At 72.3% G+C, this 19,884-nt stretch carries 19 protein-coding genes and 1 rRNA gene; 4 read left to right on the top strand and 16 right to left on the bottom strand.

Features of this window, described 5'->3' with window-relative positions; translation table 11 throughout:
• A 16S ribosomal RNA gene (locus ABD292_RS44370) occupies positions 1-71 on the bottom strand; the annotation flags it as partial.
• Between the two features lie 517 nt (positions 72-588).
• Positions 589-1,074 (bottom strand): MarR family winged helix-turn-helix transcriptional regulator, encoded by a 486-nt coding sequence (locus tag ABD292_RS44365; RefSeq protein WP_344218598.1) that lies wholly within the window; start codon positions 1,072-1,074, stop codon positions 589-591.
• A gap of 102 nt (positions 1,075-1,176) precedes the next feature.
• Here ABD292_RS44365 and ABD292_RS44360 point away from each other — a divergent pair, with 102 nt between their 5' ends.
• The gene (locus tag ABD292_RS44360; protein ID WP_344218596.1) at positions 1,177-1,581 is read left to right on the top strand and encodes a PPOX class F420-dependent oxidoreductase; all 405 of its coding nucleotides are present in this window, start codon (positions 1,177-1,179) and stop codon (positions 1,579-1,581) included.
• Positions 1,582-1,978: 397 nt separating this feature from the next.
• On the opposite strand, the gene ABD292_RS44355 is transcribed toward ABD292_RS44360, so the two are convergent.
• On the bottom strand, positions 1,979-2,146 hold the full coding sequence (locus ABD292_RS44355) for a hypothetical protein (RefSeq protein WP_344218594.1): 168 nt from the start codon (positions 2,144-2,146) through the stop codon (positions 1,979-1,981).
• On the opposite strand from ABD292_RS44355, the gene ABD292_RS44350 reads away from it, so the two are divergent.
• The gene (locus ABD292_RS44350; protein ID WP_344218592.1) at positions 2,139-3,584 is read left to right on the top strand and encodes a glycosyltransferase family 39 protein; all 1,446 of its coding nucleotides are present in this window, start codon (positions 2,139-2,141) and stop codon (positions 3,582-3,584) included. The genes ABD292_RS44355 and ABD292_RS44350 overlap by 8 nt on opposite strands.
• Positions 3,585-3,755: 171 nt before the next feature.
• Here the strand turns inward: ABD292_RS44350 and tyrS are convergent, their stop codons facing one another.
• Positions 3,756-5,021: a tyrosine--tRNA ligase gene (tyrS, locus tag ABD292_RS44345; RefSeq protein WP_344218590.1), complete on the bottom strand. Its 1,266-nt coding sequence runs from the start codon at positions 5,019-5,021 to the stop codon at positions 3,756-3,758.
• 92 nt (positions 5,022-5,113) lie between these two features.
• On the opposite strand from tyrS, the gene ABD292_RS44340 reads away from it, so the two are divergent.
• Positions 5,114-5,515 (top strand): PH domain-containing protein, encoded by a 402-nt coding sequence (locus ABD292_RS44340; protein ID WP_344218588.1) that lies wholly within the window; start codon positions 5,114-5,116, stop codon positions 5,513-5,515.
• On the opposite strand, the gene ABD292_RS44335 is transcribed toward ABD292_RS44340, so the two are convergent.
• From ABD292_RS44335 to argC, 8 genes are all read right to left on the bottom strand, one after another.
• A complete protein-coding gene (locus ABD292_RS44335; protein WP_344218586.1) occupies positions 5,455-6,147 on the bottom strand; it encodes a DNA-3-methyladenine glycosylase in 693 nt (230 codons plus the stop codon). The two genes, ABD292_RS44340 and ABD292_RS44335, sit on opposite strands and share 61 nt — an antisense overlap.
• Entirely contained in the window at positions 6,129-7,550 is a 1,422-nt protein-coding gene (gene argH, locus ABD292_RS44330) for an argininosuccinate lyase (protein ID WP_344218584.1), read from the bottom strand. The genes ABD292_RS44335 and argH overlap by 19 nt, the downstream gene beginning before the upstream one ends.
• Positions 7,551-7,637: 87 nt before the next feature.
• Positions 7,638-8,144, bottom strand: coding sequence for an arginine repressor (locus ABD292_RS44325; protein ID WP_091082841.1), 507 nt, complete (start codon positions 8,142-8,144; stop codon positions 7,638-7,640).
• Entirely contained in the window at positions 8,141-9,088 is a 948-nt protein-coding gene (gene argF, locus ABD292_RS44320; protein WP_344218581.1) for an ornithine carbamoyltransferase, read from the bottom strand. Before argF ends, ABD292_RS44325 begins: the two co-directional genes overlap by 4 nt.
• Complete coding sequence (locus ABD292_RS44315; RefSeq protein ID WP_344218579.1) at positions 9,085-10,251, bottom strand: acetylornithine transaminase; 1,167 nt, start codon at positions 10,249-10,251, stop codon at positions 9,085-9,087. Before ABD292_RS44315 ends, argF begins: the two co-directional genes overlap by 4 nt.
• Positions 10,251-11,123, bottom strand: coding sequence for an acetylglutamate kinase (gene argB, locus ABD292_RS44310; protein ID WP_344218577.1), 873 nt, complete (start codon positions 11,121-11,123; stop codon positions 10,251-10,253). The genes ABD292_RS44315 and argB overlap by 1 nt, the downstream gene beginning before the upstream one ends.
• Positions 11,120-12,271 carry a bifunctional glutamate N-acetyltransferase/amino-acid acetyltransferase ArgJ gene (gene argJ, locus ABD292_RS44305; RefSeq protein ID WP_344218575.1) on the bottom strand — a complete coding sequence of 384 codons (1,152 nt, stop codon included), beginning with the start codon at positions 12,269-12,271 and terminating at the stop codon, positions 11,120-11,122. The genes argB and argJ overlap by 4 nt, the downstream gene beginning before the upstream one ends.
• Positions 12,268-13,290: an N-acetyl-gamma-glutamyl-phosphate reductase gene (gene argC, locus ABD292_RS44300; RefSeq protein WP_344218573.1), complete on the bottom strand. Its 1,023-nt coding sequence runs from the start codon at positions 13,288-13,290 to the stop codon at positions 12,268-12,270. Before argC ends, argJ begins: the two co-directional genes overlap by 4 nt.
• Positions 13,291-13,430: 140 nt before the next feature.
• On the opposite strand from argC, the gene ABD292_RS44295 reads away from it, so the two are divergent.
• Positions 13,431-13,973 (top strand): hypothetical protein, encoded by a 543-nt coding sequence (locus ABD292_RS44295; RefSeq protein WP_344218571.1) that lies wholly within the window; start codon positions 13,431-13,433, stop codon positions 13,971-13,973.
• 49 nt (positions 13,974-14,022) lie between these two features.
• Here ABD292_RS44295 and ABD292_RS44290 read toward each other — a convergent pair whose 3' ends face one another.
• The 4 genes from ABD292_RS44290 to ABD292_RS44275 all read right to left on the bottom strand — a co-directional run bounded on the left by ABD292_RS44290 (position 14,023) and on the right by ABD292_RS44275 (position 19,589).
• Entirely contained in the window at positions 14,023-16,083 is a 2,061-nt protein-coding gene (locus ABD292_RS44290; protein ID WP_344218569.1) for a bifunctional aldolase/short-chain dehydrogenase, read from the bottom strand.
• A gap of 7 nt (positions 16,084-16,090) precedes the next feature.
• Positions 16,091-17,242, bottom strand: a complete 1,152-nt coding sequence (rhaI, locus tag ABD292_RS44285) for an L-rhamnose isomerase (RefSeq protein WP_344218567.1) — start codon at positions 17,240-17,242, stop codon at positions 16,091-16,093.
• A 10-nt stretch (positions 17,243-17,252) separates the two neighbouring features.
• Entirely contained in the window at positions 17,253-17,570 is a 318-nt protein-coding gene (locus tag ABD292_RS44280; protein ID WP_344218565.1) for an L-rhamnose mutarotase, read from the bottom strand.
• Positions 17,571-17,633: 63 nt separating this feature from the next.
• A complete protein-coding gene (locus ABD292_RS44275; RefSeq protein ID WP_344218563.1) occupies positions 17,634-19,589 on the bottom strand; it encodes a beta-galactosidase in 1,956 nt (651 codons plus the stop codon).
• Between the last annotated feature and the right edge of the window lie 295 nt (positions 19,590-19,884).

The raw sequence follows: 19,884 nt of genomic DNA, 5'->3' as shown, positions 1-19,884 counted from the left end.
TTCCGCTCGACTTGCATGTGTTAAGCACGCCGCCAGCGTTCGTCCTGAGCCAGGATCAAACTCTCCAAACAATGTCTGCGTAATACAGCTTGTCCGGATGAATCATCCAAGCAAGAATCCGTCAAAAATGACGGGGTCATACATGTGTGATGCACATGCACTGGCTTTTAACACACTGTTGAGTTCTCAAGAAACGGACGCGAACTTCCTCGACCAGATCCGTTCGGATCTCACCCCGGAGGCGCTATCTCGTCTTCCGCAATCTTAGCAGTTCGTCCGATTCTGTGTCAAATCCGGAGGCTTGACGACAGTCGAGGTGAACTGCCTAGTATTGCGCGCCCCGTTTCCGGGGCAACCCTCTCAACTTACCGTGACATCCGCAGCTTGTCGAATCAACCGGTTTTTCGGCTGCTTCGGCGCGCCCTGGAGGTCTCGGACCATGAGCATGCCGTAGCAGCTCTGCCGAGTGGCTCGTATTCGAGGGGCTTGCCCGGGGCCCGTCCGCCTGATCGGCGTCCGGCTCACTCCCGCGGCGAGGTCAAACATTAAGTGGCGATTCGCGACTCGTCAAATCGCCGGGCCCGGCGGTCACAGCTCCGCTGCCGCGCGGGCGATGGCAGTGCCGCAGCGTTCCAGGAGTTTCCGCAGCGTGGCGCGTTCCTCGGCGGTGAACTCGTCGGCGAGCGCGCGCTCGATCCGCACGGCGCGGGCGTCCGCCGTCGCGAGAGCGTCGCGGCCGGACTCCGTGAGGCGGGTCTCCAGGACGTTGCGGTGCCAAGGGTGGGGTGAACGCTCGACGAGGCCGCGCTCCTCCAGGTTCTTGAGTACGACGGTCATCGCCTGTGGGGTCACCAGGCAGGTGCGCGCGAGCGCCGCACCGGAGATGCCGGGATTGTCGGCGAGCGCGAACAGGGCGGCGTACTGGGGAACCGTGAGTCCGGCCGGGCGTACGGCGAGCTGCTTGGCGGTGATCAGAGCTTGCTCGGCTCGCTTGATGTCCATGCCGAGCCGTTCGTCCGGGGGCAGGCCCTTGGCCGGCTCCTCGGCAGGTTGCTCGTCTCTGTGTGACGCCATGAAGAGGATCGTACAAGGACGGATATGCATTCCAGCTTTGATGGCCGTCAAGGTTTTGATAAGTTGCCGACGGCCGAAGTGACGATGGAAAGGATGGATGACATGGGCGGAGAGAAGCGGGCGGTCGTTGTTCCGGAGAGTCATCTCGACCTGCTGGAGCGGCCGCTGTTCGCGCATCTGGCGACCCTCGGGGACGGCCGGCCCCACGTGAACCCGGTGTGGACGGTGTGGGACGGGGAGTTCCTGCGCTTCACGACGACGACGGACCGGCGCAAGCATCGGAACGTGGTGGAGGATCCGCGGGTGGCGGTCTCGATCAACGATCCTGAGCGGCCCTATCGGTATCTGGAGATCCGCGGCGTGGTCGAGCGGATCGAGCCGGATCCGTCGGGCGACTTCTTCGACGTGCTGGCGAGGCGGTACGGCCTGGAGTACGAGCGGCCGGTCGGTGACGCCGAGCGGCGGGTGGTGATCGTGGTGAGGCCGACGCACACCACCAGCCAGTAGGCGGGCCGGCGACGACGGCGGGGGCTGCGGATCCGGTCCGCGTCCAGGCGGCGGCGCGTCGAGGCGGACCGTCATCGGCTCGGGGCTCACGCCGGCTTCTGGGCGGACGCGATAGCTGGAGGGCCGGCGAGCCCTCCGGTGGGCGCGAGGCCCGGGGCTCACCCCGTTTTCCTTTGCGCACGCGGATTCCAAGGGGTCACGTCCGCCTTCTCGGTGGACGCTGGGCTCGGGGTCAGGGCTGTCTTCCTGGCTGCCGCGGAGCCGGGGGGTCGCTACCGCCTTCCCGACGGATACGGAAGCAGTGGCTCAGTTCTCGGCGAGGGGCGGCGGGTCCCAGCCCGGTGGCGGGAGCGGAGGGGTTGCCGCCGCACCGCCCTCGCCCACGCGCGGCCGCCCATCACGCGCCGCCACCCACGTGCCGCCGCCCATCACGCGCCGCCACCCACGTGCCGCCGCCCATCACGCGCCGCCACCCACGCGCCGCCTTCATCTCGGCAGGGGGCGCAGGGTCGGCGGGATGGGCGATCAGCCCGTGCGGGGCCGCGTATTCTGCCCCGGTGACCACTGCCGCCACCCTCGCACCCCCGGCCCGCCACGTCACCGCCCCCCGCGCGTGGAGCCCCTGGTGGATGGCGTTGCTCGCCGCCGCCGCGGCGTTCTCGGGCACGGGCTCCGCCACGCTGAACGGCGACGAGCTCGCCACGCTCAGCGCCGCACGGCGTTCGCTCGCGGGCATGTGGGAGCTGGCGCTCAACATCGACGGTCATTTCCTGCCGTACTACCTGTTCATGCACTTCTGGACGATGGCCGGCACCGCGGAGCTGTGGCTGCGGCTGCCATCGGCGCTGGCGATCGGCGTGGCGGCCTGGCTGCTGACGGATCTGGGCCGGCGGCTGAGCTCGGTCCGGGCGGGGGTGTTCGCGGCGGCGATCTTCGCGGTCCTGCCGTCCGTCTCCTATTTCGGGGCTTTCGCCAGGTCGTACGCGTTCGCGGCGGCCGCGGCGGTGCTGTCCTTCTGGGCGCTGCACCGGGCGCTCGAACGGCCGGCGGCGGCCAGGCGGTGGGTGCTGTACGGGGTGGCGGTCGCGCTGGTGTGCTCGACGCACCTGTTCGCGGTCCTCGTGCTGCCCGCGCAGCTCGCCCTGGCCCGGCGCGGGGCCGTGGTGCGCATGCTGGGCGCGCTCGCGGTGGGCGGTCTCCCTGCCGTGGCGCTGGGGCTGATCGGGTTCGGGGAGCGGCATGCGATCAGCTGGATCCCGCAGCGCGGGCCGGAGGTATGGCTGAAGTTCCCGAAGATGGCGGCGGGGACGAACGCGTTCGGGGTGGTGCTGTTCGCGGTCGCGGTGGCCGGGGCGGTCCACCTGTACGCGCGGCGGGGCGAGCGGCCGTGGGCCCTGGCGCTGGCGGGGTGGCTGGTGCTGCCGCCGCTGCTCCTGCTCGCGGTCTCGCACCTGGTGACGCCGGTGTACGTGGACCGCTACCTGTTCGTGACCGCGCCCGCGCTGGCGCTGCTCGCGGGCCTGGCGGTGGCGGCGATCCCCCGGTTCGCGGTGGCGGCGGGGGTGGCGGTCGTCGTGCTCGGGTGCGCGCTGTCGTTCCCCGATCATGTGGACGTCCGGGAGGAGAACGGGCGTTTCGAGAACATCCCGTGGGCGTTGCGGTTGATCAGGGCCGAGCGGGACGACGCGATCGTGTACGGCCAGAGCCAGCTGCGCACCGGCTTCGACTACTACGCCGACTCGCTCATGCCGGTGGACGTGCTCCGCTCCGGGGACGAGCCCTCCCCCACCGGGTTCGGATATCCCGAGCGGGCGGATGTGGCCGCGGCGCTCGACGGGCGCGAGCGGGTGTGGGTGGTCTGGCGCGGCAGCAAGCAGTCGGGGCTGGAGGGGGACGCGGTGCCGCGGGTGGCGGAGGTCGAGCGGGCGGGGTTCGAGCTGAAGCTGGCCAAGCACTCGGCTGAGCTGCCGGGGCTCACGGTGGCGTTGTTCACCCGCGAATAGCCGCGGTCAGCCGCCCGGGCACTCGCGACCCGGCCGCGGTCAGCCGCCCCGGCACCCGCGACCCGGCCGCGGCCCGGGCATCCGCGACTGGCCACGACCCGCTGCGGATCACGCGAAAGCGGGCCCCTCCGCGGATGGACGGGCCCGCTTCTTCGTCCGCGGTCGTCGTGGTCAGCCGACCTCGACGCCGCCGATCGACTTCTTGCCGCGCCGCAGCACCATGAACCGCCCGTGCAGCAGGTCCTCGGCCCCCGGCACGTACGCCTCGTCAGTGATCTTGACGTTGTTGAGGTAGGCCCCGCCCTCCTTGACCGCCCGCCGGGCGGCCGACTTGGACTCGACCAGGCCGCTGTCGGCCAGCAGGTCGACGAAGGACGCGCCGAGCGCGGGCACCACGGCCTTCGGCACCTCGGCCAGCGCCGCGCCGAGGGTGGAGGCGGGCAGCTCCTCCAGCGTGCCCTGGCCGAACAGCGCCTTGGATGCGGCCACGACGGCGTCCAGCTCCTGCTTGCCGTGCAGCAGCTCGGTGAGCTCCTCGGCCAGCGCCCGCTGCGCCTCGCGGGCGAAGGGCCGCTCGGCGACGGCCTTCTCCAGCGCCTCGATCTCCTCGCGGCCGCGGAAGGTGAACACCTTGAGGTAGTGGATCACGTCGCGGTCGTCGGAGTTGAGGAAGTACTGGTAGAAGGCGTACGGCGAGGTCATCTCGGGGTCGAGCCAGAGCGCGCCGCCGGCGGTCTTGCCGAACTTGGTGCCGTCGGACTTGGTGATCAGCGGCAGGGTCATGGCGTGCACGTGGGCGCCTTCGATGCGGCGTACGAGGTCGACGCCCGCGGTGATGTTGCCCCACTGGTCGCTGCCGCCGATCTGCAGCGCGCAGCCGTAGCGGCGGTGCAGCTCCAGGTAGTCGTTGGCCTGGAGGATCTGGTAGCTGAACTCGGTGTAGCTGAGCCCTTCGCCGGCCAGCCGGGCCGAGACGGACTCGCGGGCCAGCATGCGGTTGACCGGGAAGTGCTTGCCGATGTCGCGCAGGAAGCCGATCGCGCTCATCTCGCCGGTCCAGTCGAGGTTGCTCACCATGAGGGCGGCGTTGGACGGCGCGTCGAAGTCGAGGAAGCGGCCGACCTGGCCGCGCAGGCGCTCCACCCACTCCGCCACGGTCTCGGTCGCGTTGAGCGAGCGCTCGCTGTTGCGCCCGCTCGGGTCGCCGATGAGGCCGGTGGCGCCGCCGACCAGGCCGATCGGGCGGTGCCCGGCGAGCTGCAGCCGGCGCAGGGTGAGCAGCGGCACGAAGTGACCGACGTGCAGGGAGGGGGCGGTCGGGTCGAACCCGGCGTAGACCGTGATCGGACCCTCGGCCATGGACGCGCGCAGGGCGTCGAGGTCGGTGGACTGCGCGATCAGGCCCCGCCAGGCGAGGTCATCGAGAATGTCGGTCACGGTGCGGGCTTTCCAGGAGAGTGAGACGGGTCGGATGAGTACAGCGTGCCTGATCGCCCGGGTAGCCCGCCACTTGGATACGCTCTGTGCCCATGTGGAGGGTCCGTCGCGAGCTGGCCGTTTTCAAGATCTTAGGGGCTTTCGCGTGCGCGGGTCTCGCCGTCTACTGGTGGATCGGCGGCGATCACCGCGGCGTGATCCTGGCCGTGCCTGGGGCGGTGCTCCTCGGCGGCATGGGGCTGCGGGACCTGCTGGTCCCGGTGCGGCTGGCGGCCGACGAGAGCGGGATCACGGTGGTGCACGGGTTCGCGGGACACCGGCACGTGCCCTGGGACGAGATCCGGGACGTCACGGTGGACGTACGCAGGCGCTGGGGCCGGCGCAGCGAGATGCTGGAGATCGACACCGGCGACCACCTGCACCTCTTCAGCCCTCACGAGCTGGGCGCCTCTCCGACGGAGGTGGCGGCGGCGCTGCGCCGGCGCGGCACGTGAGCCCGGTAGGGCGACACGGTCGGGTCGCCGTCGATCCAGAACCGCCACGGCACCTCCTTGGCGGTGGAGATTCCGGTGCGCGGCCCGGCTTTGACGAGCCCGGGTGCGGGCGGACGGCCTTCGAGGACGGCGGCCGACTCGTGGGGCCGCCCGGCGGGTGAGCCCTCCAGCACGGCGTCGAGGCCGTTGTGCTCGCGGGCCAGGCCGAGGGCGACGGCGAGCCGTGCGGGGCCCCGGGCGAGGTCGCGGTCGGGCGGCGGCTTGCCGCGCGAGGAGCGGCGGACGCGGGCGACGTCCACGCCGTCCAGCACCTCGCCGGCCCGCAGCAGCACCGCCGAGCCCGATCCCTCGGGCAGGCAGACGAGGTTGGCGCAGAAGTGCATGCCGTAGGTGAAGTAGACGTACAGGTGGCCGGGCGGGCCGAACATGACGGCGTTGCGCGGCGTCCTGCCGCGGTAGGTGTGCGCGGCGGGGTCCTCGCCGGGGCCGCCGTACGCCTCGACCTCGGTGAGGCGCACGGCGACGGGCCCGTGCACGAGGACGCGCCCGAGCAGGTCGGGCGCGACCTCGTGGGAGGGCCGGTCGAAGAAGCTCCGCGGCAGCGGCGCGGGGCTCAGCTCTGCGCCGCCCATGCCGCCTGCGCGTCGACCGCCTCGCGCAGCGCGACGAGCTGGTCGCGTACGCGGTCGGGAGCGGTGCCGCCGTGCGCCTTGCGGGCGGCGAGCGCGCCGGGCACGCTGAGCACGTCGCGCACGTCAGGGGTGAGGTGCGACGAGACCTTGAGCAGCTCGTCGTCGCTGAGCTCGCCGAGGTCCTTGTCGTTGACCTGGCACCACACGACCAGGTGGCCGACGGCCTCGTGCGCCTCGCGGAACGGCACGCCGCGCCGCACCAGCAGCTCGGCGAGGTCGGTGGCGAGCGCGAACCCGTCGGGGGCCGAAGCCTCCATGCGGGCGGTGTTGACCCGCATCGTGGCGACCAGCCCGGCCATGGCGGGCAGGACCAGCAGCAGGGTGTCGACGGCGTCGAACACCGGCTCCTTGTCCTCCTGCAGGTCGCGGTTGTAGGTCAGCGGCAGGCCCTTGAGCGTGGTCAGCAGCGACATGAGGTTGCCGATGAGCCGGCCGGACTTGCCGCGGGCCAGCTCGGCCACGTCGGGGTTCTTCTTCTGCGGCATGATCGACGAGCCGGTGGAGTAGGCGTCGTCCATCTCGATCCAGCGGAACTCCTGCGAGGCCCACAGGACGATCTCCTCGCCCAGCCGCGACAGGTGCACGCCGATCATGGCCGCGTCGAACAGGAACTCGGCGGCGAAGTCGCGGTCGGCGACGGCGTCCATCGAGTTGGGCGCGGCGGCGGCGAAGCCCAGCTCCTCGGCCACGGCCTGCGGGTCGAGCGGCAGCGACGAGCCGGCCAGCGCGCCGGAGCCGAGCGGCGAGACCGCGGCCCGCTTGTCCCAGTCGGTGAGCCGGTCGACGTCGCGGGCGAAGGCGTGCACGTGCGCCAGGAGCTGGTGGCCGAACGACACCGGCTGCGCGTGCTGCAGGTGGGTCATGCCGGGCGCGGCGGTCTCGGCGTGCTGCTCGGCCTGGGCCATGAGCGCCGTCTCCAGCTCGACCACCCGGGAGACGACCATGCGGACGTGGTCGCGGAGGTAGAGGCGCAGGTCGGTGGCGATCTGGTCGTTGCGCGAGCGGCCGGCGCGCAGCTTGCCGCCGAGCGAGCCGAGCCGTTCCAGCAGGCCGCGCTCCAGCGCGGTGTGCACGTCCTCGTCGGCCACCGTCGGCCGGAACTCGCCCTCCTTGCAGGCGCGGTCCAGGTCGTCGAGGGCGCCGATCATGCGCCCGAGCTCCTCGTCGCTCAGCAGCCCCGCCCTGTGCAGCACCCGCGCGTGCGCCCTGGACGCCGCCAGGTCGTACGGCACGAGCCGCCAGTCGAAGTGCACGCTCACCGACAGCCGGGCCAGCGCGTCGGACGGGCCGCTCTCGAAGCGTCCGCCCCACAGCCGCATCGGCTTGCCTTCACTCACCGTCATCTCCTTCGTGTCCCCCGCGACCATAGTGCACGTCGGCCCCCGTTCGCGTCACGGGCGGCGCGATCTTCAGCGGGGCTTCTTCCGTTTTCAGCCGCGCCGGTCGGCGACCTTCAGCAGCGCCTCGGCGACCGCCTGCCCACCCTGCGGGTCGCGGGTGATGACGAGGATCGTGTCGTCGCCCGCGACGGTGCCGAGGATGGACTCCCAGTCGGCGTGGTCGATGGCGGAGGACATGAACTGCGCCGCGCCGGGAGGCGTCTTCACGACGACCAGGTTGGCCGAGGCCTCGGCGCTGACCAGCAACTCCTCCGCCACGCGCTGGAGGCGGGCGGAGGGGGGCTCGCCGGCCCCGACCCGGGCGACCGGGATGCGGGCGCCGCCCTCGCCGGGCAGCGCGTAGATCAGCGAGCCGTCCTCGGCGCGCAGCTTGAGCGCGCCGAGCTCGTCCAGGTCACGGGAGAGCGTGGCCTGGGTGACCTCGACGCCGCTGTCGGCGAGCAGCTTGGCGAGCTCAGGCTGGGAGCGCACCACCTGCCGCCGCAGCAGGTCGGTGATCCGCGCCTGCCGGGCCGCCTTGGTCATCGGGATCGTCACGGTCTGGTCACCAGCCAGTGGAGCAGCGCCTTCTGGGCGTGCAGGCGGTTCTCGGCCTGGTCCCACACGACGCTGCGCGGGCCTTCGAGCACGTCCTCGGTGATCTCGTAGCCGCGGTAGGCGGGCAGGCAGTGCAGCACGATCGCCTCGGGGGCGGCGCGCGCGACCAGCGCCGCGTCCACCTGGTACGGCATGAGCGCGGCCACCCGCTCCTCCTTGCCGCTCTGGCCCATCGACACCCAGGTGTCGGTGGCGAGCACGTGCGCGCCCTCGGCGGCGGCGGCCGGGTCGGCGACGACGCTCACCGAGCCGCCGGTCCGCTCGGCGACGGCGGCGGCCCGGTCGAGCACGGCCGGGTCGGGCAGGTAGCCGTCGGGGGCCGCGATGCGTACGTGCATGCCGGCGGTGGCGCCGCCGAGCAGGTAGGAGTGGGCCATGTTGTTGGCGCCGTCGCCGGTGTAGGCGAGCGTCAGGCCGGCGGTGCGGCCGAGGTGCTCGCGCACGGTCTGCAGGTCGGCGAGGATCTGGCAGGGGTGGTACTCGTCGGTGAGCGCGTTCACCACCGGGACGCGGGAGTGGGCGGCCATCTCCTCGATGAGCTCCTGGCCGTTGGTACGCCAGACGATCGCGGCGACCTGCCGGTCGAGCACGCGGGCGAGGTCCTTGGCGGGCTCGCCACGGCCCATGAGCGCCCCGACGTTGTCCACGACGAGCGGCAGGCCGCCGAGCTCGCCGATGCCGGTGTGGAAGGAGACGCGGGTGCGGGCCGAGGGCTTGTCGAACAGGACGGCGACGCTGCGCGGGCCCTCGAAGGGGCGGTAGCCGAAGCGGTCCTTCTTCATGGCCTCGGCCAGGTCGAGCACCTCCGCCTGCTCGGCGGGCGAGAGGTCGTCGTCCTTGAGGAAGTGCCGGACGCTCGCGGGGTCCTGGCTCTGGCTGCTCACTTCGACGCCTCTTCCACGATCGCGGGGAACGCCGTCACGAAGGCGTCCACCTCCTCTGCCGTCACCACCAGCGGGGGCGCGATGCGCACCGCGTCCGGCTGGAGCGCGTTGACCAGGAACCCGGCCTTGGCCGCCGCCTTCTGGAACTGCGCCGAGCGCGGCTCGCGCAGCACGGCGGCCAGCCACAGGCCGCGCCCGCGCACGCCCTTCAGCAGCGGGTGGCGTACCGACTCCAGGCCGGCGCGCAGCCGGGCGGAGACCTCGCGCACGTGGGCGAGGTCGACGTTGTCGAGCACCGCCAGCGCGGCGGCGCAGGAGACCGGGTTGCCGCCGAAGGTCGAGCCGTGGTCGCCCTTGCCGAACAGCCCGCCGATCTCGCCGAAGCCGACGCAGGCGCCGATCGGCAGGCCGCCGCCGAGCCCCTTGGCCAGGGTGAGGATGTCGGGGGTGACGCCGTCGGCCTGGTGGGCGAACCAGTGGCCGGTGCGGCCGATGGCCGATTGGATCTCGTCGGCGACCAGCAGCGCGCCGGTGGAGTCGCAGATCTCGCGGGCCGCCTCGAAGTAGCCGTCGGGGGGCGGGACCACGCCGGCCTCGCCCTGCGTGGGCTCCAGGAAGACCGCGATGCAGTCGCCGGTCACGGCCTCCTTGAGCGCGTCGGCGTCGCCGTAGGGGACGAAGCGCACGTCCACGGGGAACGGGCCGAACGGCTCGCGGATGGCCGGCTTGCCGGTCAGCGACAGCGCGCCGATGGTGCGGCCGTGGAAGCCGTTCTCGGCGGCGACGAAGTAGGAGCGGCCCTCGCGGCGGCCGTACTTGAGCGCCAGCTTGTACGCCGCCTCGTTGGCCTCGGTGCCGGAGTTGGCGAAGAAGATCCGCGCGGGGGCGTTGAGCAGGCCGCGCAGCCGCTCGGCGAGCAGCACCTCGGGCTCGTGCAGGAACAGGTTGCTGGTGTGCGCGATGGCCGAGACCTGCCGGGTGACGGCCTCGACCAGGGCCGGGTGGGCGTGGCCGAGCGAGCTGGTGGCGATGCCGGCGATGAAGTCGAGGTATTCCCTGCCGTCGACGTCCCACACGCGGCTGCCCTCGCCGCGGGCCAGGGCGATCGGTGGGACGCCGTAGTTGGGCATGAAGGCGTCTTCGAACCTCTTGAACAGGCTCATCAGGGCATCACCATCGTTCCGATTCCTTCATTGGTGAAGATCTCCAGCAGCAGGGAGTGCGGCACCCGGCCGTCGAGGACGTGGGCGCGCGGCACCCCGCCCTGCACGGCCGTCAGGCACGCCTCCATCTTGGGCACCATGCCGCTGGACAGCGTGGGCATGAGGGTCTCCAGCTCGTCGGCCGCGAGCTGGTCGATCACGTCGGTGTCGTCGGGCCAGTTGGCGTACAGGCCCTCGACGTCGGTGAGCACGATCAGCTTCTGCGCCTGGAGCGCGACGGCCAGCGCGGCGGCGGCCGTGTCGGCGTTGACGTTGTAGACCTCGCCGTCGTCGCCGCGGGCGACGCTGGAGATCACGGGGATGCGGCCGTCGGCGATGAGGGCGCGTACCGCTCCCGGATCGACCTTGATGATCTCGCCGACCTGGCCGATGTCGACGAGCTCGCCGTCCACCACGGCGTGCTTGCGCACGGCGGTGAACAGGTGGGCGTCCTCGCCCGACAGGCCGACGGCGAACGGGCCGTGCCGGTTGATCAGGCCGACGATGTCGCGGTTGACCTGGCCGACCAGGACCATCCGCACCACCTGCATGGCCTCGGGCGTGGTGACCCGCAGGCCGGCGGTGAAGGTGGAGGCGATGCCGAGCCGGTCGAGCGCGCTGCTGATCTGCGGGCCGCCGCCGTGCACGACGACCGGGCGCAGGCCGGCGTGCTGGAGGAAGACGACGTCCTCGGCGAAACCGGCCTTCAGCCCCTCGTCGGTCATGGCGTTGCCGCCGTACTTGATGACGACGGTCGCGCCGTGGAAGCGGGTGAGCCAGGGTAGCGCCTCGATGAGCGTGCCCGCCTTCGTCTCGGCCGCGCTGCGCCTCATGAGCTGTACGCCGAGTTCTCGTGGACGTAGTCCGCGGTCAGGTCGGTCGTGTGGACGGTCGCGGTGTGCGGGCCCGCCGACAGGTCGACGGTGATCGTGACGTCCCTCGGACGCATGTCCACCTTGGAGCGGTCGTCGCCGACCGCGCCGCCGCGGCAGATCCAGATGCCGTTGATGGCGACGTTGAGCCGGTCGGGCTCGAAGACGGCGTCGGTGGTGCCGACGGCGGCGAGCACGCGGCCCCAGTTGGGGTCCTCGCCATGGACGGCGCACTTGAGCAGGTTGGAGCGGGCGACCGCGCGGCCGACCGTGACGGCGTCGGACTCGGAGGCGGCGCCGACGACCTCGATGGCGATGGCCTTGGAGGCGCCCTCGGCGTCCACGAGGAGCTGGCGTGCCAGGTCGGCGCAGACCTCGTAGACCTTCTGCTCGAACTCGGCGAGGTCGGGTCTGACGCCGGCGGCGCCGCTGGCCAGCAGCAGCACGGTGTCGTTGGTGGACATGCAGCCGTCGGTGTCGAGCCGGTCGAAGGTGCGGGAGGTGGCCTTGCGCAGCGCGGCGTCGAGCTCGTCGCTGGTGAGGTCGGCGTCGGTGGTGATCACGCAGAGCATGGTGGCGAGGGCGGGGGCGAGCATGCCCGCGCCCTTGGCCATGCCGCCCACCATGTAGCCGGCGGCCCGCTTGAAGGAGATCTTGCTGACCGTGTCGGTGGTGCGGATGGCGTCGGCCGCGGCCAGGCCGCCGTCGCGGGAGAGCTGGCTCGCGGCGGTCTCGACGCCGGACAGCAGCTCGTCCATGGGCAGCCGCTCGCCGATCAGGCCGGTGGAGCAGACGGCGATCTCGCCGGCGGAGTCCTGCAGCGCCTCGGCGACCTTCTCGGCGGTGGCGTGGGTGTCCTGGAAGCCCTCGGGGCCCGTGCAGGCGTTGGCGCCGCCGGAGTTGAGCACCACGGCCCGCAGCCGGCCGCCCGCGAGGACCTGCTGCGACCACAGGACGGGGGCGGCCTTCACGCGGTTGGCGGTGAAGACGCCCGCGGCGGCGCGGCTGGGCCCGTCGTTGACGACGAGGGCGAGGTCGCGGGCGCCGCCGGGCTTGATGCCCGCGGCCACGCCGGCCGCTCTGAAACCGAGTGGAGCAGTAACGCTCACGGTGCGACTCCTGTCAGGGGAAGGCCGAGCTCTTCCGGCAGGCCGAGGGCGAGGTTGACGCTCTGGATCGCGCCCCCGGCGGTGCCCTTGGTGAGGTTGTCGATGGCGATGACGGCGACCACGCGGCCGGCGCGTTCGTCGAGCGTCACCTGGAGGGCGGCGGTGTTGGCGCCGTAGGTCATGGAGGTGGCCGGCCAGACGCCGTCGGGCAGCAGGTGGACGAACGGCTCGTCCTTCAGCGCCACCTCGTACGCCGAGCGCAGCGCCTGCCGGGTGAGGCCGGGCGCGGCGGGGGCGGTGCAGGTGGCGAGGATGCCGCGGCTCATGGGGGCCAGCGTGGGGGTGAAGGAGACGCGCACCGGCGTGCCGGCGACGGCCGACAGGCCCTGCTCCATCTCGGGGGTGTGGCGGTGGACGCCGCCGACGCCGTACGCGCTGACCGACCCCATGACCTCGCTGCCGAGCAGGTGCGCCTTCGGGGCCTTGCCCGCGCCGCTGGCGCCGCTGGCGGCGACCACGACGACGTCGGGGCCGGCCAGGCCGGCGGCGAAGGCGGGGAAGAGGGCGAGCAGGACGGAGGTCGGGTAGCAGCCGGGCACCGCGACGCGCCGCGCGCCGCGCAGCCTCTCCCGCTGTCCGGGCAGCTCGGGCAGGCCGTAGGGCCAGGTGCCGGCGTGCTCGCCGCCGTAGAACTCCTGCCAGGCGGCGGGGTCGGCGAGCCGGTGGTCGGCGCCGCAGTCGACGACCACCGTGTCCTCGCCGAGCTGGGCGGCGACGGCGGCCGAGTGGCCGTGCGGCAGGGCCAGGAAGACGACGTCGTGGCCGGCGAGCGTGGCGGCGCTGGTCTCCTCGATGACCCGGTCGGCCAGCTGCGGCAGGTGGGGCTGGTGGGCGCCGAGGCGGGCGCCGGCGCTGGAGGCGGCGGTGAGCGCGCCGATCTCGAACTCGGGATGGCCGAGCAGGAGGCGCAGCAGCTCTCCGCCCGCGTAGCCGCTGGCTCCCGCTATCGCCGCTCTCATTCTCGCCCCTCCTGCATATTCATGCATCATAGCTCATGACCTTGCTTGTGAGAATGATGCACGTCGCGGCGGGGATGCGCAAGCCGCCCTTCCCAGCCGGATGCAGGTGAACACCAAGTGGCGGCCTGAATGATGAGCTTATGAGCGATTTCTTGTCCGATGTGCCCTTCGTCACACCGCAGCCTGGGCCGGGGCGGGACCCCGGACGGTGGGGCCGGGCCGTGCTCGTGCTGCTCTGGCTGGCGGTCTGCCTGCTGCCGATGTGGCTGGCCGTCGGGGACCTGGAACTCGCGACCGGGCGCGTCGGCACCCCGGGGACGCTGCGCGTGATCTCGTGCGAGGACCTGGGCCAGGGCCGCTACGACTGCGACGGGCAGTTCACGCCGGACGGCGGGGGCGCGCCGGTGCCGGTGGACGCCTCGCCGGACTCCTCGGCGGGCGACGTGCTGCGGGCGCAGCTCACGCCGGAGGGCGACCGGGCGGCCCCGGCGGGGACGAAGGGGGTGCTGGCGGCGCTGGCGCTGCCGTCGTTCGGGTTCGGCGGGCTGGGCTTCCTGCCGTACGTGCTCATGTACTGGGCCGGGGCGCGGCGCGGGCGGCGGGCCGCCGTGATCGGCGGATGGCTGGTCACGGCGACGGGCACCGTGGGGATGCTGGTCGGACTGGTCGCGGCCTACGCCTGACGAGCCGGGGTCCCCCGCCGGCCCGGGAGCCGGCGGGGGACCCGCGCGCTCAGCGCAGGAACGCGGCGGCCACGCCCGCGTCCACCGGCACGTGCAGGCCGGTGGTGTGGGAGAGGTCGCTCGCGGCCAGCACGAAGACGGCCGCGGCCACGTGCTCGGGCAGCACCTCGCGCTTGAGCAGGGTGCGCTGGGCGTAGAACTCGCCGAGCCGCTCCTCCTCCACGCCGTACACCTTGGCCCGGTTGGCGCCCCAGCCGGAGGCGAAGATGCCGGAGCCGCGGACCACGCCGTCGGGGTTGACGCCGTTGACGCGGATGCCGTGCTCGCCCAGCTCGGACGCGAGCAGCCGCACCTGGTGGGCCTGGTCGGCCTTGGCCGCGCCGTAGGCGACGTTGTTCGGGCCGGCGAAGACGGCGTTCTTGGAGGAGATGTAGACGATGTCGCCGCCCATCGCCTGGTCGATCATGACCCTGGCGGTCTCCCGCGCGACCAGGAACGAGCCGCGCGCCATGACGTCGTGCTGCAGGTCCCAGTCGGCGAGGCTGGTCTCCAGCAGCGAGCGCGACAGCGACAGGCCGGCGTTGTTGACCACCAGGTCCACGCCGCCGAAGGCGAGCACGGCGGCCCGTACGGCGGCGGCGATCTGCTCCTCGGAGGTGACGTCCACGCCGACGGCCACGGCCACGTCGGTGGGGCGGTAGGCGTTCGCGCCGATCTCGGCCGCCACCTTCTCGGCCGCGCCGAGGTCGCGGTCGGCGACCACGACGCAGGCGCCTTCGGCGGCGAGGCGGCGGGCGGTGGCCGCGCCGATGCCCGAGCCGCCGCCGGTGACCAGCGCCACCCGGGTGGCGAGCGGCTTCGGCTTCGGCAGGCGGCGCAGCTTGGCCTCCTCCAGCTCCCAGTACTCGATGCGGAACTTCTCCGACTCGGGGATGGGGGCGTAGGAGGAGACGGACTCGGCGCCGCGCATGACGTTGATGGCGTTGACGTAGAACTCGCCGGCCACGCGGGCGGTCTGCTTGTCCTTGCCGAAGGAGAACATGCCGACGCCCGGCACCAGCACGATCGCCGGGTCCGCGCCGCGCATCGCCGGCGAGCCCGGCTCGGCGTGCCGCTCGTAGTAGGCGGTGTAGTCGGCGCGGTAGGCGGCGTGCAGCTCGCGCAGCCGCTCGGCCGCCCGCTCCAGGGGCGCGTCCGGCGGCAGGTCGAGCACCAGCGGCGCGACCTTGGTCCGCAGGAAGTGGTCGGGGCAGGACGTGCCGAGCGCGGCGAGGCGCGGGTGCTCGGCGCGGGCGACGAAGTCCAGCACCTCGGGCGTGTCGGTGTAGTGGCCGACCACGCGCACGTCGGTGGAGGCCAGGCCGCGCACGATCGGGAACAGCGCGGCGGCGCGCGCGTGCCGCTCGGCCTCGGGCAGCGGCTCGTGCACGACCGGGCCGAAGGGGTCGGGGCGGCCGTGCTCGGCGAGGTACGCCTCCGCGGTGCGGATGATCTCCAGGGATCGGCTCTCGCACTCCTCGGAGGTCTCGCCCCAGGCGGTGATGCCGTGGCCGCCCAGGATGCAGCCGATGGCCTGCGGGTTGGCCGCCCTGATCGCGGCGATGTCCAGGCCGAGCTGGAAGCCGGGCCGCCGCCAGGGCACCCACACCACGCGCTCGCCGAAGATCCGCCGGGTCAGCTCCTCGCCGTCGGCGGCGGTGGCGACGGCGATGCCGGCGTCCGGGTGCAGGTGGTCGACGTGGCCGGCCTCGACCAGGCCGTGCATGGCGGTGTCGATGGACGGCGCGGCCCCTCCCCTGCCGTGCAGGCAGTAGTCGAAGGCGGCGACCATCTCGTCCTCGCGCTCGACGCCGGGGTAGACGTCCTTGAGCGCGCGCAGCCGGTCCAGGCGCAGCACGGCGAGGCCGGACTCCTTGAGCGTGCCGAGGTCGCCGCCGGAGCCCTTGACCCACAGCAGCTCGACGTCCTCGCCGGTGACCGGGTCGGGCGCGAGGCCCTTGGCGGAGGTGTTGCCGCCGGCGAAGTTGGTGTTGCGGGGGTCGGCCCCGAGGCGGTGCGAGCGTTCCAGCAGCTCGTTGACGGTGTCGGTGGGCGTGTTCTTGTCAGACATGATCTCGTCAGGCTCCCCAGCCCGCCTGCTGACCGCCGACGCGCTCGGCGGCGATCTTCTCGAAGTAACCGGACCCGGCGTAGGCGGCCATCGGGTCGGGGGCGAGGCCCATCTCCTCGCGCAGCTCCGCGAGCAGCGGGCGCACGTCGGTGTTGTAGGCGTCCATGAGGACGGCGTTGGAGCCGAGCACGTCGCCGGCGGCCTGCGCGGCGGCGAGGGCGTCCTGGTCCACGAGCAGCGCCTTGGCGGTGGCCTCCTGGACGTTCATGACCGAGCGGATCTGGCCCGGGATCTTGGGCTCGATGTTGTGGCACTGGTCGAGCATGAACGCGACCTCGTCGGTGAGCCCGCCGCCCCTGATGACCTCGTACATGATGCGGAAGAGCTGGAACGGGTCGGCGGCGCCGACCATCAGGTCGTCGTCGGCGTAGAAGCGGGAGTTGAAGTCGAACCCGCCGAGCTTGCCCTCGCGCAGCAGGAAGGCGACGATGAACTCGATGTTGGTGCCCGGCGCGTGGTGGCCGGTGTCCACGACGACCTGGGCCTTCGGGCCGAGCTTGACGCAGTGGGCGTAGGCGGTGCCCCAGTCGGGCACGTCGGTGGCGTAGAAGGCGGGCTCGAACAGCTTGTACTCCAGCAGGAAGCGCTGGCCGTCGCCGAGCCGGTCGTAGACCTCGGCCAGCGACTCGGCCAGGCGGTCCTGGCGGGCGCGCAGGTCGTCCTGGCCGGGGTAGTTGATGCCGTCGGAGAACCACAGCTTGAGCGTGTCGCTGCCGGTGGCGTCCATGATGTCGACGCATTCGAGCAGGTGGTCGGTGGCCTTGCGGCGGACCCGGGGGTCGGGGTTGGTGACGCTGCCCAGCTTGTAGTCGTCGTCCTGGAAGACGTTGGAGTTGATGGCGCCGATGGCGACGCCCAGCTCGCGGGCGTGGCGGGCCAGGTCGGCGTAGTCGTCCACCTTGTCCCACGGGATGTGCAGGGCCACGGTGGGCGCGATGCCCGTGTAGGCGTGGACCTGGGCGGCGTCGGCGAGCTTCTCGTACGGATCGCGCGGCACGCCCTGCTGCGCGAAGACCTTGAAGCGGGTGCCGCTGTTGCCGTACGCCCAGGACGGCGTCTCGATGCGCTGCGACCGCAGCGCGGCCTTGATGTCAGTCATAGCTCCCCGATCAATCCAGGTGGAACACTTCGGTCAGCGGCGTCATGCCCTCGTCGGGACGCCCGTCGAGATCCTCGAAGAACGGCGCCATCTCGGCCTGCCAGCGGGCGTTGACCTCGGTCTCGGCCATGGCCTTCTTGGCGGCCTCGAAGTCGTCGGTCTCCAGGTATCCCACGAGCAGGCCGTCGTCGCGGAGGAAGAGCGAGTAGTTGTGCCAGCCGGTGCGTGACAGTGCCTCTCGCATCTCCGGCCAGACGTCCTGGTGGCGTTCGCGGTACTCCGCCAGCCGCTCTGGGCGGACCTTCAGGAGGAAGCAGACCCGTTGCACTGGCACTCCCTTCAAAACGTTTTAATCCTTCGGGCAGGAAACTATGGTTCCCGCTCTGCGCTGTCAATGCGTCCCCTGCTCCCCGCCCGGCGCCTCGGGCAGGATCAGCACGTCGCCGGCGGGCACGGTGGCCCGGACGCCGGCGGGCGTCGTCACCTCGGCGTCCGCGCCGGTGTGGTTGATCGCGAACAGGAACGCGCGGCCGTCCTCATGGGCCCGGCGCACGACCTCGACGCCCGGCGGGGCCGTGGCGGCCGGGCGCACGCCGGCCTCGGCGCAGACCGCCGCGAGGACGCGGGTCAGCGTCGCGTCGTCCAGGCGGGTGGTCAGGTAATGGGCCGCGCCGCCGCCCTGCTCGTGGCGGGTCCAGGCGGGCTCGCCGGTCGCGTACGCGTCCAGCACCTTGGCCCCGGTGACGTGGGCCAGCTCGCTCCAGACCGTCCCGGTGCCGCCGGACTCCAGCGCGATCGGCCCCTCCAGCGGGAAGAACTCCTCGACGCTCACCCCCAGCAGCTCCCGCCAGGCGCCGGGGTAGCCGCCGAGGCGGACCCGGTCGTGCTCGTCCACGATCCCGCTGTACGGGCCGACCAGCGTCACGCCGCCCGCCCGGGTGAAGTCCGCCAGGCCGGCCGCCCCCGCGTCGCTCACCAGGTAGAGCATGGGGACCAGGACCAGCCGGTAGCCGCTCAGGTCGCCCTCGGGGTGGGCCAGGTCGCAGGTGATGCCCGCCCGCCACAGCGCGGCGTGCCAGCGCTTGGCCTCCTCGACCGGGTCCAGCTCGGAGGTCGGCTGGGCGGGGTGGTCCTGCGCCCAGACGCTCGCGTGGTCGAGCAGGATCGCGACCTCGGCCGTCACCCGGCTGCCCGGCACGCCGTCCAGCCCGGCGAGCTCGGCCCCGAGCGCCTTGACCTCGCGGAAGATCTTGGTGTCGGGGCCGGCGTGCGGCAGCATCGCCGAGTGCCACTTCTCGGCCCCGGCCCGGGAGGCCCGCCACTGGAAGAACATGATCCCGTCCGCGCCCCTGGCCAGGTGCTGCAGGGAGTTACGGCGCAGCTCGCCGGGCGCCTTGGCGAGGTTGCGCGGCTGCCAGTTGACGGCGCTGGTGGAGTGCTCCATCAGCAGCCAGGGCCGGCCGCCGTTCAGCGAGCGGGCGTAGTCGGCGGCGAAGGCCAGGTCGATGTGCGGCTCGGCGCGCGCCCCGATCAGGTAGTGGTCGGTGGAGACCACGTCGACCTCGGCGGCGAAGGCCCAGCAGTCCATGTCCCAGTGGGCGCCGGCCATGAGGTTCGTGGTGGCGGGGACGTCAGGGGTGACGGACTTCAGCAGGTCGCGCTCGGCGGTGTAGAGCTCCACCAGGGCGTCGGAGCTGAAGCGGCGGAAGTCGAGCTGCTGGCCGGGGTTGGTGAAGCTGGGGGTGGCACGGGGCGGCAGGATCTGCGCCCAGTCGCCGTAGCGCTGGGACCAGAAGGCGGTGCCCCAGGCGTCGTTGAGCTCGTCGAGCGAGCCGTAGCGGGCGCGCAGCCAGGCGCGGAAGGCCTCCGCCGAGGTGTCGCAGTAGCAGCGGGCGTTGTGGCAGCCGTACTCGTTGTGCACGTGCCAGAGCGCCAGCGCCGGATGGCCGGCGTAGCGGGTGGCGACCCGCTCGGCGATGCGCAGGGCGCGGTCGCGGTAGATCGGCGAGCTGGGGCAGAAGCCCTGCCTGCTGCCGTGGTGGAGGCGGCGGCCGTCGGCGTCGACCGGCAGCGCCTCGGGGTAGGAGGCGCCGAACCACGGCGGCGGCGAGGCGGTGGGGGTGGCCAGGCCGGCGCGGATGCCGTTGGCGCCCAGCAGGTCCATGGCCCGGTCGAGCCAGCCGAAGTCGAACACCCCCTCGGCGGGTTCCAGCACGGACCAGGAGAAGATCCCGAGGCTGACCTGGTTGACGCCGGCCTCGCGCATGAGCGCGACGTCCTGCTGCCACGTCTCCTCGGGCCACTGCTCGGGATTCCAGTCGCCGCCGTAGGCGATGACATCCGGCATGAGCCTGCCTTTCGTCCTTGGAGTTCACCGGGGATTAAAACGTTCCTGGGCATCGTGGCACAAGGGCGGGCGCGCCTCGCACGGCTGTCGGTGCTGCTCGGCGGGCGGGAAACGGCCGTTTCCCGATGGGGGCGATGCGGTGGACACGCGACGTGCGGTGGCTGGGGTGAAGAAGGATTCAATGCCATCGTTCAATGGAGGGGGCGGTTCTTCCCGGGAAGTAGAACGTTTCACCAGTAAGACGGCGACGTCGGCGCGCGGCGCGGTCCGGGAGCCGCGCGCTGACTGGCGTCCC

Source organism: Nonomuraea bangladeshensis (genome assembly GCF_039529455.1).
In the GTDB taxonomy this organism is placed as follows: domain Bacteria; phylum Actinomycetota; class Actinomycetes; order Streptosporangiales; family Streptosporangiaceae; genus Nonomuraea; species Nonomuraea bangladeshensis.
Note: the sequence above shows the minus strand (reverse complement) of the source record. Positions and strands in the feature narration are given on the sequence as shown.